This window comes from Streptomyces sp. NPDC007905 (assembly GCF_042959345.1).
Lineage (GTDB): Bacteria > Actinomycetota > Actinomycetes > Streptomycetales > Streptomycetaceae > Streptomyces.
Map to the genome: position 1 here is coordinate 367490 of NZ_JBIBKS010000005.1, position 16287 is coordinate 383776.

Genomic DNA, 16287 nt, shown 5'->3' on the forward strand with positions numbered 1-16287 from the left:
TCACATGCGACGGGTAGTCATCACGGGCCTGGGGCCTGTCTCGAGTATCGGGATCGGAGCGGCCGCTTACGAGCAGGCGCTGAGGCAGGGTGTCAACGGCGTCTCGCCCATCGAGTGCTTCGACACCACTGGTTTCCCTTACTACATGGCCGGAGAGGTGCACGATTTTCGGCCGAAGGACATGGTCCGTCGGCTGTCTGTCGAAGAGTGGGGCCGCACCAGCCTCTTCGCCGCGTCCGCCGCCCGTCTCGCGGTGGCGGACGCCGGCATCGACGAGGACGTGCTCGCGTCCTCGCGGGCCGGTTCCACCATGGGAACCACCGGAGGTGAGACGCAGATCCTCGAGCGGCTCACCGCCGACTCCCTCGCCGGCGGTCCCGCCGGTCTGGACGCCGGCCTGGTGCGCCAGGTCTCCAGCGCACGGCTGTCGCAGGCGGTCAACCGCGAACTGCGTCTCACCGGCGACGCGGTGACGCTGTCCACCGCGTGCTCGGCCAGCAACTACGCCCTCGGCTTCGCCAGCGACATGATCCGCTCGGGCGAGATGGACTACATGATCGCCGGTGGCGCGGACTCGGTGCACCGCTGGTCGCACGCCGGGTTCTACCGGCTCGGCGCGCTCACCGAGAAGGCGTGCTCGCCCTTCGACAAGGACCGCTCGGGCATCATCACCGGTGAGGGCGGCGCCGCCATGTTCCTGGAGAGCCTGGACTCGGCTCTCGCCCGTGGCGCGCGCATCCACGCCGAGGTCCTCGGCTACGGCCTCAACTGCGACGCCAGCCACATGGTCGCGCCGGACCGGGCGAGCATCGCCGCCTGCATGCGGCTCGCCCACAAGAACGCCGGTATCAAGCCCGAGGACGTGGACTACATCTGCGCCCACGGCACCGGCACCCCGGCCAACGACTACACCGAGGCGAGCGCGGTGGTGGACGTCTTCGGCGACAACCCGCCGCCGATCAGCTCGACCAAGTCGATGCTGGGACACGCGATGGGGGCCGCGAGCGGCCTCGGCGCCATCGCCTCCGTGCTCGGCATCACCGGCTCCTTCCTGCCGCCGACCATCAACTTCACCACTCCCGACCCGGAGCTGCCGGCGATCGACCCGGTGGCCAACCACGCCCGCGACGCGGATGTCCGGATCGCCCAGGTGAACGGATTCGCCTTCGGCGGCAACAACGCCATCGTCGTCCTCGGGAGGATGTCATGACGACCGCCACCGCCACCGGCGCCGCCGCGGCCGCCACCACGCCCGGGACGGCCGCCACCGGCACCCTGGCCATCACCGGTTTCGGCGTGCTGTGCGGCGCGGGCCTCGGACCGGAGTCCCTCGTGGCGGCGCTCGCCGACCCGAAGCCCAGCGACGCCTCCGAGATGTACGAGGAGCCGCTGCCGCGCCCCGAGGCCCACGCGCTCGTGGACTTCAAGGTCCGCGACCACCTCGGCCGCAAGGGCACCTCGTTCTTCGACCGCGCCACCGCCCTCGGCCTGGTCGCCTGCAAGGCCGCGCTCGCCGACTCCGACCTGGAGGTCGACGACGGCAACCGCGACCGCATCGGCATCACCCTGGGGACCACCACCGGCAGCGCCAAGTCGACCAGCGACTACAGCCGGGACACCTTCACACAGGACCGTCCCTACCTGGTCAACCCGCTGCTGTTCCCGAACGCCGTGATGAACTGCACGGCCGGGCAGGCGGGCATCTGGTTCGGGCTCAAGGGCCCCAACGCCACGGTGGCCGGCGGCCACATGGCGATGCCCAACGCCCTGCGCTACGGCCGCAACCTGATCAACTGCCGCTACGCGGACGCCCTGCTCGTCGGCTGCGTGGAGGAGTTCAGCCCGCACGCCGCGTGGGCCGCGCACTTCACGCAGTCCGTCGAGGGAGGCGACCTGCCCGCCGGGGAGGGCGCCGCGGTGTTCGTGGTCGAGCGCGCCGAGGAGGTGCGTGCGTCAGGGCGCGCGATGGACGCCGAAGTGCTCGCCGTCGAGACCGGTGTCTTCGAGCCCCCCGGCCCCGACGGGGCGTTCGCCGCGGGCCTGGAGACCTGTCTGCGGCGGGCTCTGGACCGCGCCGGAGTGGCGCCCGACCAGATCGCCACCGTGGCCACGGCCTGGAGCGGCATGCCGCGCCTCGACGACGCCGAAGAGGCCGCCGTCACCGCCGTGCTCGGTGCGGACGTGCCCCGGCTGCGGGTCACGGAAGCCACCGGCGAGGCGTTCAGCGCCACCGGCGCCTTCCAGGTCGCCGCGCTGCTCGCCCGGCACCGTGCCGAGCCGGTCCGCGACGGCGAGATCTCGGTGATCACCACCCGCTCCGCGGAGGGCGCCGCCGGTGCGGCGGTCATCAGGGGGTGGAGCCGTGTCGGCGGCCATCACGGGTAGCTCCATGGTCACCTGCCTCGGTGACCTGGAGGCCACCTTTCTGGCCCTCTTGGAAGGCCGCAGCGGGGTCGCCCCGCTGCGGCTCGGCGACCCCGGCAAGCTCGGCGTCACCCATGGCTACGAGATCCAGGACGGTCAGCCGGCGTCTCAGCCGCGCCTGGCGGGGGACTGGCTTGCCGACTGCGTGATCAAGGCCCTGCGCGCCGCCGGGGTCGACCCCGCGCGGCGTCGGGTGGCGGTGATCGTGGGCACCGGCCTGCGCGAGCTGCGTGCCGTCGAGCAGTGGCATGCCGACGGCGTCCCGCTCCGCCTGGCGCAACTGCACTTCAAGGAGGCCGTGCGGGCGGCGGTGCCCGAGGTCACCGAAGTGCACACCATCGCCAACGCGTGCGCGGCCTCCGGTTACGCGCTCGCGCTCGGCGCGGACATCCTCGAACTGGGCGACGCCGACGTGGTGGTCGCCGCCGGCTGCGACACGATGACGGAGAGCATGCTCACCGTCATCGGCAAGGTCACGGCCGGCACCTCGGACATGGTCCGTCCGTTCGACGAGGACCGCCCGGGCGTCCTGCTCGGCGAGGGCGCGGTGGCCGTGGTCCTCGAGCGCCCGGAGGACGTCGCCGACGGGCGGCCCTGCCTCGGCGTGCTCCGTGGCGTCGGCCTCACCTGCGACGCGTACCACGAGACCGCGCCCGACCAGGCCGGGATCGTCGCGGCCATGCGGCAGGCGCACGAGTACGCCGGGATATCGGCGGACGACATCGGACTGGTGGTGGCGCACGGCACGTCCACCGGGCTCAACGACCCCACCGAAGGGGCCGCCCTGCTCGACGTGTTCGGCCCGGACGGGCCGCCGGTCACCGCCATCAAGGGCGCGACCGGCCACACGTCGGGCGGCTCGGCGCTGATGAGCGTGCTCGTCGCACTCAGCGCCATGCGCGCCGGCACCGTCCCGGCCGTGGTCGGCCTGCGCTCGCCGATGCCCGAGGCCGACAAGCTCAACCTCGTGCACGGTGCCCCGCTCCAGGTGAGCCCGCGCCACGCACAGATCAACGCCTTCGGGTTCGGCGGGGTCAACGCGGTGACGATTGTGGAGGCGAGTGATGGCTGACCGCGACCCGCAGGTCGTACTGGCGGGCTGGGCCGTACACGTGCCCGGCAAGGCAGCCGCCGAGCTGCCCGGCTCCCCGCAGGAGCCCGCCTGTTCCCCGGCCGACGCCAAGCTCGTCCTGGGCCGCAAGGGACTGCTCGGCAAGGAGCCGGCCACCCGGCTCGCCCTGTGCGCTGTGCACCGGGCGCTCGGCCTGCCCGCGGGCCAGGCCCCCGGCCCGGTGGACCAGGCGGCCGGCACCGCCGTCGTCGTCGCCTCGAACCTCGGCAATGCCGGGACGGTCTGCGCGATGGTCTCGGACATGCGCGAGGGCGGCGGCGCCGCGGTGAGCGTCCTGGACGCGCCGAACGCCTCCAGCAACATCATCGCCAGCAGCATCGCGATCCGGTACGGCTTCACCGGGCCGAACCTCGCGGTGTGCAGCGGCGCCACAGCCGGACTCGACGCCGTGCAGCTCGGCGCCCGGCTGCTGCGCGCGGGCCGGGCCCGGCGCGCCGTCGTCGTGGGCGTCGAGCCCGCGGACGCTGTGGCGCGTGGCCTTGAGGCCCTGCGCCCGGACGGCGGCGCGTTGACCGAGGGAGCCGGCTGTGTCCTGCTCGGCGTACCCGGCGCCTGGCCCGGCCCCGCGGCGGTCGCCATCGGCTCCGTCGAGCGGCACGGCGAACGACCCGCCACCGCGGAGCCCGGCGTGGGCAGCCGCTACGGCGCCGACGGCGTCATCGGCCTCGCGGTCGCGGCCGAGCGGCTCGTCACCGGGCAGGCCCCGGGCCCGCTCACGGTGGCCTGCGGCGACCGCGAGGACGACTGGGCCGCTGTGACCGCGAGGCGGCTCGAACCGATCGGCGAAGCGGCATGACCGGGTGGGACACGGTGGCCCGGGCCGACGGCCTGGAGGTGCGGCGCGGCCCGGGACAGGGGCCCGTGCTCGTCGCCGCCCACGGCATCGAGGACTCCTGGGGCATCTGGCGCGACCTCGTGGAGCAGCTGCCCAACTACCGCCTGTACGCGCTGCAACTTCCCTGGCACGGCGGCAACTCCTACGCCTGGCGGGCCGAGGGCTCGCCGGGCGAGTGGCTGCGCCGGGCCCTCGACCTGGTGCCCGAACGGCCCGCCGCCCTGGTGGGCCACTCGTTCGGGGCCAACGCCGTGCTGGAGTACCTGGCCAGGTGCGAGGGCGCCCCCGGCATCGACGCGGCGGTGCTCGCAGCGCCGTTCTACCGCCCGGCCGACTTCCCCGTGTCCCCCGCGATCCGGCTGCGGTCGGAGGGCGCGCTGCGCAAGGTGATCCGTCAGGGAGTCACCCTGGCGCTCGGCCCCCGTGCGGACCGGATCGATCCGGAGGTCGTCGCCGCGATGAGCCAGAAGGCGAGCGATCGCGCCGTCGTCGGCGGACTGCCCGTGTTCCACCGCGAGTTCGAGAACTCCGGCAGGCTCGATCTCTCCGGCATCAAGGTGCCCACCCTGGTCCTCGCCGGGGTGGACGACGAGTCGCTCACCCCGATGCGGGCCGCCGCGCTCGACCACGCCATGCCCGCGGCCACGGTGCGCCTGCGCGGGGTGTACGGACACTTCTGCCATGTGACGCAAGCGCGTGAGCTGGCCCGGGAGGCGGACGCGTTCCTGCGCCGCACCCTGTCCGCTCCGGCCCTCCCCGGCGCGGCCGCCGAACCCGCGTCCGAACCCGTACCCGCATGCGTGACCGCATCCGATCTCGAAGAAGAAGGCACTGTGACGAATCTGCTTGACGGCGCCCCCACGACCTATGTCGGCATGCCCCGCTACGAAGGCGCCAACATCCGCACCTGGATCGGGTTCAAGCACTTCATGTACCTGGTCGAGGAGGCCGTACTGGAGTACTTCCGCGAGCGCGGTGTCGGGGCCCGCGACATGTACCACCGCTACGGGCTCGGCCTGGAGATCGTCGACTCCTCGGTGCAGCTGCCCGCGACGCTCTTCGTCGACGACCGCGTCTACGCCACGGTGGTCTCGGCCACGCCCAAGCCGGAGCAGGGCGCACCGTTCACCGTCACCCTGACGGTGGAGCGCGGCGGCGAGGCCGTCACGGTGCTCAAGGGCAAGCTGCGGGTCGCCCTGGTCGCCGTCAAGGACGGCTCGGGAACGGAGCCGGTGCCCGCGGTCCTCGCGCCCTTCGTGGTGCCCGAGGTCGCGGCCCTCGCCAACACCAAGTCCGCGAGCCTGCCCATCGGCCCCGGCCAGGAGGTGGCCGACGTCCTCGTCCCCGAGGGCTCCGGCGCGTACCTGTGGTCCTGGCGGGCCCCGTACTACTACTGCCACTTCTCCGACCGGCTCCAGCACTCGGCCTATGTGCGCACGCTCGAGGAGGTCGTCGACCGGTTCCTGCACGACCGGGGCCTCGCCATCGGCAAGCTGCTCGAGGAGCGGGCCTGGATCCCGGTCGTCTCCCGCGCCCGCGTGCAGGTCCTCTCCGACATCTTCATGGAGGAGACCGTGCACACGGTCTTCACCGTCGAGGACGTCATCAAGGACACCGTCTACACGGCCCGTATGGACTGCTACGTGCGCCGCGGCGACAGCCTGGAGCTGGCCGCGACGGCGACGATCATGCACGGCTACGCCATCAGCAGGGGCGAGGAGGCCGGCACGGTCGCGCTCTTCGACGAGGACGTGAAGGCGGCACTGCTCGGGGGGCAGGCATGAGGAGGCCGCCCCGTCTGTACTTCTCGCTGCGCAGCCCGTTCAGCTGGATGGCCGTGCGCCTGCTGGAGGAGCGCCTGCCCCACGCGGACGAGCTCATCGAGTACGTGCCGTTCACCGAGCCGGACGAGACGAGCCTCACCGAACTGAAGGCGCGCGGCGGCGAGTTCCACTACATCGCGATGAGCAAGGCCAAGCACCTGTACATCCTCAGCGACACCAAGCGCCTGGCCGCGAAGTACGGCTTCGCGATGAAGTGGCCGATCGACACGGGTGACGAGTGGTGGGAGCTGCCGCACCTCGGTTGGCTCAAGGCGCGTGAACTCGGCGTCCACCGCGAGTACTACCGTGCGGTGATGGCCGCCCGCTGGGAACGCGGCGAGGACATCTGCGACCGCGAGCAGCTGCGCCGCGTGTGCAACGAGGCCGGTCTGGACGGCGACGTACTGGCAGCCGCCCCCGAGGACCCGGCCATCCGGGAGCAGGGCGTCCAGGCGCTCATGGACGTGTACGAGGACGACGTGTTCGGCGTCCCCTACTTCAGGCTCGGCAGGCACCGCTACTGGGGTCTGGACCGCCTCGACGACTTCGTCACCGCGCTCGAGCAGCAGCTGGCGGCGGCCGCCGTGAGGGGGTGAGCCATGCGTGTGAGCACCCCACGCGCGAACGGTGTGTGGCAGCCGGGCTCCGGCGGCCCGCTGACGGGCGAGACACGGCGCGAGGACCCGCTGGCGAGCGTCCCCAGTGAGCTGGACGACCCCTTCGGCGTATTCCTCGCCGCGCTGGAACAGCAGCTGGCGACCCTCAAGATCACGGAAGGCGATGAGGAATGAGTAGCACCACGCGGCGACCGGACGGTTCGCGAGAGCCGGCCGTCGGCTACCCGTCGGTGGACGAGGAGTGGGGCGAGGACCCGCTGGCGGGCGTCCCCAAGGAGATCGTCGACCGCGTCGGCGTCCTGGACCAGGACACCGCGGGCGGCTGCGGCTGAGCCGCCGCCCTGTTGTTCGTCGCCGACCGGACCGGCCGACAGCCGGTCCAGGCCGGTGAGTCGTGCCGTACCGGCTAAGGAGAGAGCAGTGACCGAAGAGGGATGCACCGTCGTCACGGGCGGTTCGAGGGGAATCGGGCGCGCGGTGGCCGTCCGCCTGGCGCAGGAGGGCCGCAACATCGCCTTCTGCTACCGCTCGGGCGTGGAGGCGGCCGAGGAGACCGAGAAGCTGATCCGTGAGGCGGGCGTGCAGGTGTACCACGCCCCCTGCGACGTGTCCGACTTCGACGCCGTGCAGGAGTTCATCGCCGCGGCGGAGAAGGCGGTCGGCCCGGTCCGCGCCCTCGTCAACTCCGCCGGCATCGTCCGCGACAACCCGATGGTCCTGATGGACCCGAAGGACTGGCAGGCCGTCATCGGCACCAACCTCGACGGGACGTTCAACTTCTGCCGCGCGGTCGTCTTCGGGTTCATGAAGCGCAAGGAGGGCGCGATCGTCAACATGTCCTCCGTCGCGGGCATCGATGGCAACGCCACGCAGACGAACTACTCCGCCTCCAAGGCCGGCATCCAGGGCATGAGCCTCTCGCTCGCCAAGGAACTGGCCGGCTACGGGGTACGGGTCAACGTGGTCGCCCCCGGCTTCATCGAGACCGACATGACCGACGCGCTCCCGGAGAAGGTGCGCGCCCAGGCCCTGAAGAGCATTCCGATGCGTCGCTACGGCAGCGCGGACGAGGTCGCCGACCTCGTCTCGTTCCTGCTCTCCGAGAGGGCCGGCTACATCACCGGCGAGATCATCCGGGTGGACGGCGGAGTCGTTCTGTGACCCTCGTCGCCCCGTCGCCCGTGCCCAGCGCCGCCATAGAGGCCGGCCGCCGGGCACGGGCGGTCCCGCTTCCCGCCGTCGACTCCTGCACCGTCCTGTCGGCCACCGAGGTCACCGCCCACAAGCTCATCCGCGCCGACGACCCGTACATGGAGGGCCACTACCCCGACTTCACGATCTATCCCGGCGCGTTCGTCATCGAGTCCGTCTACCAGGCGGTCCTGCACCTGGTGTGGGAGCAGCACGGCACGCACGCCTTCGCGGAACCGCTACGGATCACCCACGTTCGCTTCCTCGCGGCGCTGCGCCCCGGCGACCGGCTCGACCTCCACTGCGTGGCCAGGGCCGTCGGCCCGGACGGGGCGGACGAGCTGGAGGTCACCGCCGACTGCCGCAGGGGGGACGTCCGGGCCGCGAAGGTCACGATGACGTTCCGGATCATCGCCGGTACCGGCACCGGTGCGGTGCCCGCGGCCGACGCCGGTGACCCGGCGGCCGGTTCCGGCGGCCCGGCGACGGCGCTGCTCGAACACGCCGAGATCCGCGGCACGATCCCGCACGCCCATCCCATGCTGCTCGTCGACCGGGTACTGGACCTCGCCCCCTACGACCGCATCGTCACCAGCAAGGCGGTCACGGGCAGCGAACCCTGCTACGCGCTGCTGGCACCCGGCGCGGGAGAGCGCGCCCTGCGCTATCCGCCGTCCCTCCTGGTCGAGTCCTGGGGGCAGGGCGGCGCCCTGCTGTGGCTGCGGCGCGAGCGGGCCACGGCGCAGCCGGGCGGCAGCGCCCCCATCCTGGCCGCCGTGCGCGACATCATCTTCCACCGGGGCGTCCACCCCGGGGACACGCTGCGGCACACCGTCCGGATCGATCAGTACATGGCCGCCGGCGTCATCATGAGCGGCGAGATCCACCGGGGAGACGAACTGGTCGCCGAGATCGGCCAGGCCCTCGCGGTGCTCCGCCCCTCGGGCGAGCTGTTTTGAAGTATTGGAAGCAACCGCGACCTCCGCGTGCTCAGCGCATATTCTCGATGTGCTGCCGAATCAATGCATTTCAGTGAAATGAATGTGTTGCCGAGTTCCGGAAAAGGCGGACGTCGCGTTTCCGACGGGAAATCCCGCCACGGTTTCGACTTTGCCGGACCAGTGAAGCAGAGCACCTCGGACGGCCGCGGCTGAGCACGAAACCAACGGAGGGGAACGACCATGTCAGCAGTGCCTGCTGAAGTCATTGAACTCACTGCGGCGCAGCGCGGCATGTGGTTCGCTCAGCGGTTGGACCCGGACAACGCCATCTACAACATCGCCGAGTACGTCGACATCCGCGGCCCGCTCGACCGGGCCGCGTTCACCGAGGCGCTGCACCGGGTCCTCGGCGAGGCCGAGGCGCTGCGGGCCACGTTCCACGAGCACGACGGCGAGCCGGTGCAGAGCGTGCGCCCGGCCCCGCCCGCCCAGGTCCGCACGGTCGACGTCAGCGCCGAACCGGACCCGGAGGCGGCCGCCCTCGACTGGATGCTGTCCGACGCCCGCACGGCGGTGGACCCCGCCCGGGACCCGCTGTACCTGTTCGCCCTCATCGACCTCGGTGGCGAGCGGCTCCAGTGGTACTACCGCGTCCACCACCTCGTCCTCGACGGATTCAGCGGGGGCCTGATCGCCACCCGCGCCGCCGAGGTCTACCGGGAACTCACCGGCGGCCAGGACCCCGCCCCCCGGCGGGCGCTGGGCAGCCTCACCGAGCTCGTCGCGGCCGACGCGGCCTACCGTGGATCGGACCGTTTCGCGGCCGACCGGGAGTACTGGCTCGACCGCTTCGGGGACCGCCCCGAGCCCGCCAGCCTCTCGGGCGGTCAGCCGGCGATGCCCTCCTCGTTCCACCGGCGCACCGGGCGCCTCCCGGACCCGGTCACCGACGGGCTGCACCGGCTCGCCCGGGAGACGCAGACGAGTTGGCCGGCCGTCACCGCCGCCGTCATCGCGCTGTACATGGCGAAGATGACCAACACCACGGACGTCGTCCTCGGCCTGCCGGTCGCCGCCCGCCGCACCGGAGCCGCCCGCCGCGTCCCGGGCATGGTCTCCAACGTACTGCCGCTGCGCATCGCGGTACCGGCCACGGGCACGGTGGCCGGGCTGGTCGCGGCGGCCGCCGAGGCGATGCACGGCGCGGTGCGCCACCAGCACTACCGCTACGAGGACCTGCGCCGTGACCTGAAGCTCGTCGGGGACGACCGCCGGCTCGTCGGCCCGCAGGTCAACTTCCTGATGTTCGACACCGACTTCTCGCTCCCCGGCTGCGAGACGGTCTCGCACAGCCTCACCGTCGGCCCCAACGACGACATGACGTTCGTGGTCGACGGCCGGCCGGGCCGCCACGGCCTCGCGATCGACCTGCACGCCAACGGCGACGTGTACGAGCCCCGGGATGTCGACCGGCACGGCGCCCGGTTCGAGCACCTCCTGGCCGAGCTGGCCCGTTCGGCGCCGGAGCGTCCCCTCGGCCGCATCGAGGTGGCGACGCCCGCCGAACGCGACCTCCTCGTCCACGGCCTGAATGCCACCGGCCGCGACCTCGACACCCTCACCGCCCTCCTCGAAGCCCAGGCGACCCGCACCCCCGAGGCCGAAGCCCTCGCCTTCGACGACGAGACGCTGACCTACCGGGAGCTGCACAGCCGCGCCAACCGGCTCGCGCACCGGCTGATCGACCTCGGCATCGGCCCGGAGGACCGCGTCGCCGTCGCGCTGCACCGTTCGGTGGACCTGGTCGTGGCGCTGCTCGCCACGCTCAAGTCCGGCGCCGCCTACGTGCCCATCGACCCCGGCCACCCCCGGGACCGGATCGAGTACGTCCTCGACGACGCGCAGCCGGTGGCGGTCCTCACCACCACGGGCACCGCTTCGCACCTGCCCGCCACCGACTGCCCGCGGCTGTTCCTCGACGACCCCGGCACCCGCAGGGACCTCGCCCGGTACCCCGGCACCGACCCCACCGACCAGGACCGCACCACCGCGCTCCGGTCGAGCCACCCGGCGTACCTCATCTACACCTCCGGCTCCACCGGCCGCCCCAAGGGCGTCGTCGTCCCGCACGCCGGAATCGCCAACCGGCTCCAGTGGATGCAGGGGCAGTACCGCCTCACCGGCGAGGACCGCATCCTGCAGAAGACCCCCTCGGGCTTCGACGTGTCCGTCTGGGAGTTCTTCTGGCCGCTGGCCGCGGGAGCCACCCTGGTCGTGGCGCGGCCCGACGGGCACAAGGACCCCGCGTACCTGGCGGAGATCATCCGCACCCAGCGGATCTCCACCCTGCACTTCGTCCCCTCCATGCTCCAGGCGTTCCTGTCCCGCGCCCCCTTCGCCGAGACGACCTTCCCCGCCCTGCGCCGCGTCGTCTGCAGCGGCGAGGCGCTGCCCCGCGAGACCCAGCGCCAGTTCTTCGCCGCGCTCCCCGAGGTGGAACTGCACAACCTGTACGGCCCGACGGAGGCATCCGTCGACGTCACCGCCTGGCAGTGCGGACCGGACGACGAGGGCGACAGCGTGCCGATCGGCGCGCCCGTGTGGAACACCCGCGCCTACGTGCTCGACGCCGCGCTGCGCCCCGTACCGGCGGGCGTCCCCGGTGAGCTGTACCTCTCCGGCGTCCAGCTGGCCCGCGGCTACCTCCGCCGCAGCGCGCTGACCGGCGAGCGGTTCGTCGCCGACCCCTTCCGCGACGGCGAGCGGATGTACCGGACCGGCGACCTGGCCCGGTGGCGGGCCGACGGCAACCTGATCTTCCTGGGGCGCTCCGACGACCAGGTCAAGATCCGTGGCTTCCGGGTCGAACTCGGCGAGATCGAGGCGGCCCTGTCCGACCTCGAGGAGGTGACGCAGGCCGCAGTGATCCTGCGGTCGGACGGCCCCGGCGGCAGCCAGCTCGTCGGCTACGTGACCCTGCGCCCCGGCACCGGCGCAGACTCCGCCGGCCTGCGCCGCGCGCTGGCGGACCGGCTGCCGGAGTACATGATCCCGGCCGCCGTGGTGGTCATGCCCGAGCTGCCGACCAACGCCAACGGCAAGCTGGACCGCCGCGCCCTGCCCGCACCGGACTTCGGCGGCCTCACCACGGCAGCCGTCGCCCGCAATGAGGCCGAGGAGATCCTGAGCCGGGCCTTCGCCGAGGTGCTCGGCCTGGAGACCGTCGGCGTCACCGACAACTTCTTCGACCTCGGCGGCGACAGCATCGTCGCGATGCGCCTCGTCTCCCGGGCCCGCGCCCGCGGCCTGCTCCTCACCGCCGAGGACGTCTTCGCGTACAAGACGGTCGAGGCGCTCACCCCGCATGCCCCGGCCATCGAGACGGGCGGCGGCGACGAGACGGTCCCGGTCGGCGACGTCCCCGTCACGCCGATCATGCAGTGGCTGCGCGGACGCGGCGAGCTGATCGACCGCTTCGGCCAGTTCGCCCTCGTACAGACCCCGGCCGGCGCCCGCGCCGACCATCTCGGCACCGCGCTGCGAGCCCTGCTCACCCACCACGACGTCCTGCGGGCCCGCCTGGACCGCTCCCCGTCGTGGCGACTCCACATCACCGACCCCGCCGAGGCCGCTGATCTCACCGAGGTCCTCGACGTCGTCGAGGTCGCGGACCTCGACCCCGAGGCCCTGGCCGCCACCATCGCCACCCACCGGGAAGCCGCGGCGGGCCGACTGAGGCCGGACGACGGCGTGATGGTCCAGGCGGTCTGGTTCGACTCGGGAAGCGCACGGCCCGGCAGGCTGCTGCTCGTCCTGCACCACCTCGTGGTCGACGGCGTCTCCTGGCGTGTCCTGCTCGACGACCTGGAGAGCGCCTACGGCGCGGCGGCGGCCGGCCGCACCCCCGACCTCGGCGCACGCGGCACCTCCTTCCGCGCCTGGGCCCATCGGCTGGCGGACGAGGCACGCTCGCCCCGGCGGGTCGCCGAGCTCGCGGCCTGGACGGACCAGGCCGCCCGCCCCGCGCCGCTGCTGCCGGGCGGCGGCCGGCTCGACCCGGCCCGGGACACCGTGGCCCGGCTCGTCTCCTTCGACACCACTCTCGAGCCCCACCTGACCGAACCGCTGCTGACCACGGTGCCGTCCAGGATCAACGGAGCCGTCACCGACGTCCTGCTGACCGCGCTGATGATGGCGGTCCCGCAGTGGCGTGGCGCGGCCGAGCCCGGGGACGGCCGGCTCACCGTGGCCCTGGAGGGCCACGGCCGCGTACCACTGAGCGAGACGCACGACCTGTCCCGGACCGTGGGCTGGTTCACCTCGCTGTACCCGGTGACGCTCGCCCTCGACCCGGCGACCGCGCGCGCCGCGAGCCGCGGCGGTGCCGCCACGGACGATGCCCTCAAGCAGATCAAGGAGCAGCTCCGCACGGTCCCCGGCGACGGCATCGGGTACGGACTGCTGCGTCACCACAACCCGGACACCGCCGCCGAACTGGCCGCACGGCCCGGGCCCGACGTGGGCTTCAACTACCTCGGCCGCTTCGACGCCGCCGCGACAGACCCGCACAGCTGGGGCCTCGCGCCCGGCGAGGGCCTCGGTGAGATCACCGAACCCGCCATGCCCGCCGCGTACCAGCTGGACATCAACGTCATGGTGCGGGACGGAGCGGACGGCCGCCGCCTGACCGCGCGGTGGACCTGGCCCGAGACCCTCGTCACCGAGGAAGCGGCCACCCGCCTCGCCGACCTCTGGCAGCACTGTCTGGAAGCGCTCATCACCAGCGCGGACCAGTCGGACACGGCCGTTCAGACGCCGTCGGACCTCACCCTGAACACCCTCAGCCAGAACGAACTTGACGCACTCGAAGACGAGTTGGCCCGCGAATGGGAGATTGCCCAGTGAAGCAGTCGCGTATCGAAGACGTCCTTCCGCTCTCGCCGCTGCAGGCCGGCCTGCTCTTCCACGCGCAGTACGACGAGACCGCTCCCGATGTCTACACCGTGCAGTTCGCCCTCTCGCTGAGCGGCCCGCTCGACGTCGCCGTCCTGCGCGGCGCCGCGGCCAAGCTGCTGGAGCGCCACCCCAGCCTGCGGGCCGGCTTCCGCGCCCGCCGTGACGGCGACCCCGTCCAGGTGGTGCACCGCACCGTCCCGCTGCACTTCGCCGAGCACGACCTACGCGCCCTGGACCCGGCCGACCGCCGGCGGGAGCAGGAGCGCCTGGTCGCCGAGGACCGCGCCCGCCGCTTCGACCCGGCCGTCCCCCCGCTCCTGCGGTTCACCCTGATCCGCCTGGCCGACGACAGCCACGTCCTGCTGCTCACCAACCACCACATCCTCCTCGACGGCTGGTCGATGCCGCTGCTCATCGAGGACCTCCTGCGCCTGTACGCCGACCCCACCGGCTGCGACCTGCCGGCCGCCGTCCCGCATCGCACCTACCTGGCCTGGCTGATGCGTGAGGACGCGGCGGCGCACAAGGCCGCCTGGGGCGAACTCCTCGACGGCGTGGAGGAGGCGACCCTGCTGGCACCCGACGTCCCCGCGGACGCCGACAAGATCCCGGGCAACCACGTCGTCCAGCTCTCCGCCGAACTCACCGAAGAACTGACCGCGTTCGCCCGCTCGCACGCCCTGACCGCCAACACGGTGGTGCAGGGGGCCTGGTCCCTCCTGCTGGCCCACCACACCGGTCGCGACGACGTCCTCTTCGGCACCACCCTCGCGGGCCGCCCCGCCGAGGTGCCCGGCGCCGAGTCCATGGTCGGCCTGTTCATCAACACGGTCCCGGTGCGTGCCCGCGTCCGTCCGGACGAGGACGTGCTGGCGCTGCTCGAACGCCTCCAGCAGCAGAGCCTGCGCATGGCGCGACACCAGTACGTCGGCCTCGCCGACATCCAGCGCACCGCCGGCCTGGGCGAACTCTTCGACTCCCTGGTGGTCTTCGAGAACTTCCCGCACGAGCTGGACTCGGCGATCCCCGGCACCGAGCTGCGCCTGGCCACGGTGGAGCCGCACGACGCCACGCACTACCCCCTGGCCCTGGTGATGGCCCCCGGCCCGCGGCTCACCCTGCGCTTCAACTATCAGTCGGGCGCCTTCGCCCAGGGTGAGGTGCAGGCCGTCGCGGACCGCCTCATCAGGGTCCTCACGTCGATCATCCGCGACGCGGCACAGCCGGTCGCGGCCGTCGACGTGCTGGGTGAGGCGGAGCGTCAGCGCATGCTCGTGGAGTGGAACGAGACGTCGGTGGGGGTCGAGCCGTCGACGCTGCCGGCGTTGTTCGAGCATCGGGTGGGTGTGGCTCCGGATGCCGTGGCGTTGGTGTGCGGTGGGGTGGAGTTGTCGTATGCGGAGCTGAACGAGCGGGCGAATCGCCTGGCCCGGTTCCTGATCGGGCGTGGCGTGGGCCCGGAGCGCTTCGTGGCCGTGCAGATGCCGCGGTCGGTGGAGCTGGTGGTGGCGCTGCTCGCGGTGGTGAAGGCTGGTGGCGCGTACGTGCCGGTCGACCCTGGTTACCCCGCGGAGCGCAGGGCGTACATGATCGCTGACGCGGCGCCGGTGGCGGTGCTGACGCTGGACGGTGTGGACGTGGGCGACGTCGGGGGGACCGACGTGGTGGTCCTGGACGATCCCGCGGTGGTCCGGCAGGTGGCGGAGCTGTCGGCTGAGGATGTCGTGGACGGCGAGCGCAGTGAGCCGCTCCGGGACGAGCACCCGGCGTATGTCATCTACACCTCCGGCTCGACCGGCCGCCCCAAGGGCGTCGTCGTCACCCACCACGGCATCGCCCACCTGACCGCGTCCGAGGTCGACCGTTTCGACGTGGACGCCACGAGCCGCGTCCTCCAGTTCTCGTCACCGAGCTTCGACGCCTCGGTGCTCGAGGTGTGCATGAGCCTCCTGGCCGGCTCTGCACTCGTCGTTCCCACGACCGACGTCCTGGCGGGCGAGGAACTGGGCACCCTGCTCGCCGAAGCCCGGATCACCCACGCTCTGATCTCTCCGATGGCACTCGCCAGCGTCCCGCCCGTCGAACTCCCCGAGTTCCGCAGCCTCGTCGTCGGTGGTGAGGCCACCAGCGCCGAGGTGGTCGTGCGGTGGTCGGTGGGTCGGCGGATGGTGAACGCGTATGGGCCGACGGAGTCGACGGTGTGTGTGTCGATGAGTGATCCGTTGGCTGGTGGCGGTGGTGTGGTGCCGATCGGGCGTCCGGTGGTGGGGACGCGGGTGTTTGTGCTGGATGGTGGTCTGCGTCCGGTGGCTGTGGGTGTGGTGGGTGAGTTGTATGTGGCGGGTGCTGGTCTGGCCCGGGGGTATTG

General features: G+C 72.3%; 12 protein-coding genes. All 12 read left to right on the plus strand.

The features are described 5' to 3' along the window. Nucleotides 1-4 precede the first annotated feature (4 nt). Nucleotides 5-1210: a beta-ketoacyl-[acyl-carrier-protein] synthase family protein gene (locus tag ACFZDC_RS12215; protein WP_359004867.1), complete on the plus strand. Its 1206-nt coding sequence runs from the start codon at nucleotides 5-7 to the stop codon at nucleotides 1208-1210. After that, nucleotides 1207-2385 carry a beta-ketoacyl synthase N-terminal-like domain-containing protein gene (locus ACFZDC_RS12220; RefSeq protein WP_391322798.1) on the plus strand — a complete coding sequence of 393 codons (1179 nt, stop codon included), beginning with the start codon at nucleotides 1207-1209 and terminating at the stop codon, nucleotides 2383-2385. The genes ACFZDC_RS12215 and ACFZDC_RS12220 overlap by 4 nt, the downstream gene beginning before the upstream one ends. Continuing rightward, on the plus strand, nucleotides 2363-3496 hold the full coding sequence (locus ACFZDC_RS12225; RefSeq protein WP_391322800.1) for a beta-ketoacyl synthase N-terminal-like domain-containing protein: 1134 nt from the start codon (nucleotides 2363-2365) through the stop codon (nucleotides 3494-3496). Before ACFZDC_RS12220 ends, ACFZDC_RS12225 begins: the two co-directional genes overlap by 23 nt. Further along, nucleotides 3489-4352: a beta-ketoacyl synthase N-terminal-like domain-containing protein gene (locus tag ACFZDC_RS12230; protein WP_359004858.1), complete on the plus strand. Its 864-nt coding sequence runs from the start codon at nucleotides 3489-3491 to the stop codon at nucleotides 4350-4352. Before ACFZDC_RS12225 ends, ACFZDC_RS12230 begins: the two co-directional genes overlap by 8 nt. Next, on the plus strand, nucleotides 4349-6175 hold the full coding sequence (locus ACFZDC_RS12235; protein ID WP_391322802.1) for an alpha/beta fold hydrolase: 1827 nt from the start codon (nucleotides 4349-4351) through the stop codon (nucleotides 6173-6175). The genes ACFZDC_RS12230 and ACFZDC_RS12235 overlap by 4 nt, the downstream gene beginning before the upstream one ends. Beyond that, nucleotides 6172-6810: a DsbA family protein gene (locus tag ACFZDC_RS12240; RefSeq protein ID WP_391322804.1), complete on the plus strand. Its 639-nt coding sequence runs from the start codon at nucleotides 6172-6174 to the stop codon at nucleotides 6808-6810. Before ACFZDC_RS12235 ends, ACFZDC_RS12240 begins: the two co-directional genes overlap by 4 nt. A gap of 3 nt (nucleotides 6811-6813) precedes the next feature. Continuing rightward, nucleotides 6814-7005 (plus strand): hypothetical protein, encoded by a 192-nt coding sequence (locus tag ACFZDC_RS12245; protein ID WP_391322805.1) that lies wholly within the window; start codon nucleotides 6814-6816, stop codon nucleotides 7003-7005. Next, nucleotides 7002-7163, plus strand: a complete 162-nt coding sequence (locus tag ACFZDC_RS12250) for a hypothetical protein (RefSeq protein ID WP_359004847.1) — start codon at nucleotides 7002-7004, stop codon at nucleotides 7161-7163. Before ACFZDC_RS12245 ends, ACFZDC_RS12250 begins: the two co-directional genes overlap by 4 nt. Before the next feature lie 88 nt (nucleotides 7164-7251). Then, entirely contained in the window at nucleotides 7252-7992 is a 741-nt protein-coding gene (fabG, locus tag ACFZDC_RS12255; protein ID WP_391322808.1) for a 3-oxoacyl-[acyl-carrier-protein] reductase, read from the plus strand. Then, the gene (locus ACFZDC_RS12260; RefSeq protein WP_391322809.1) at nucleotides 7989-8981 is read left to right on the plus strand and encodes a hypothetical protein; all 993 of its coding nucleotides are present in this window, start codon (nucleotides 7989-7991) and stop codon (nucleotides 8979-8981) included. The genes fabG and ACFZDC_RS12260 overlap by 4 nt, the downstream gene beginning before the upstream one ends. A gap of 231 nt (nucleotides 8982-9212) precedes the next feature. Then, nucleotides 9213-13868 (plus strand): amino acid adenylation domain-containing protein, encoded by a 4656-nt coding sequence (locus ACFZDC_RS12265; protein WP_391322811.1) that lies wholly within the window; start codon nucleotides 9213-9215, stop codon nucleotides 13866-13868. Next, a partial coding sequence (locus tag ACFZDC_RS12270; protein WP_391322813.1) for a condensation domain-containing protein occupies nucleotides 13865-16287 on the plus strand: 2423 nt, incomplete at its 3' end. The genes ACFZDC_RS12265 and ACFZDC_RS12270, both read left to right, overlap by 4 nt.

Coding starts and splice junctions, on each gene's coding strand:
- ACFZDC_RS12215 (WP_359004867.1), top strand. CDS start 5: ATGCGACGGGTAGTCATCACGGGCCTGGGGCCTGTCTCGAGTATCGGG.
- ACFZDC_RS12220 (WP_391322798.1), top strand. CDS start 1,207: ATGACGACCGCCACCGCCACCGGCGCCGCCGCGGCCGCCACCACGCCC.
- ACFZDC_RS12230 (WP_359004858.1), top strand. CDS start 3,489: ATGGCTGACCGCGACCCGCAGGTCGTACTGGCGGGCTGGGCCGTACAC.
- ACFZDC_RS12235 (WP_391322802.1), top strand. CDS start 4,349: ATGACCGGGTGGGACACGGTGGCCCGGGCCGACGGCCTGGAGGTGCGG.
- ACFZDC_RS12240 (WP_391322804.1), top strand. CDS start 6,172: ATGAGGAGGCCGCCCCGTCTGTACTTCTCGCTGCGCAGCCCGTTCAGC.
- ACFZDC_RS12245 (WP_391322805.1), top strand. CDS start 6,814: ATGCGTGTGAGCACCCCACGCGCGAACGGTGTGTGGCAGCCGGGCTCC.
- ACFZDC_RS12250 (WP_359004847.1), top strand. CDS start 7,002: ATGAGTAGCACCACGCGGCGACCGGACGGTTCGCGAGAGCCGGCCGTC.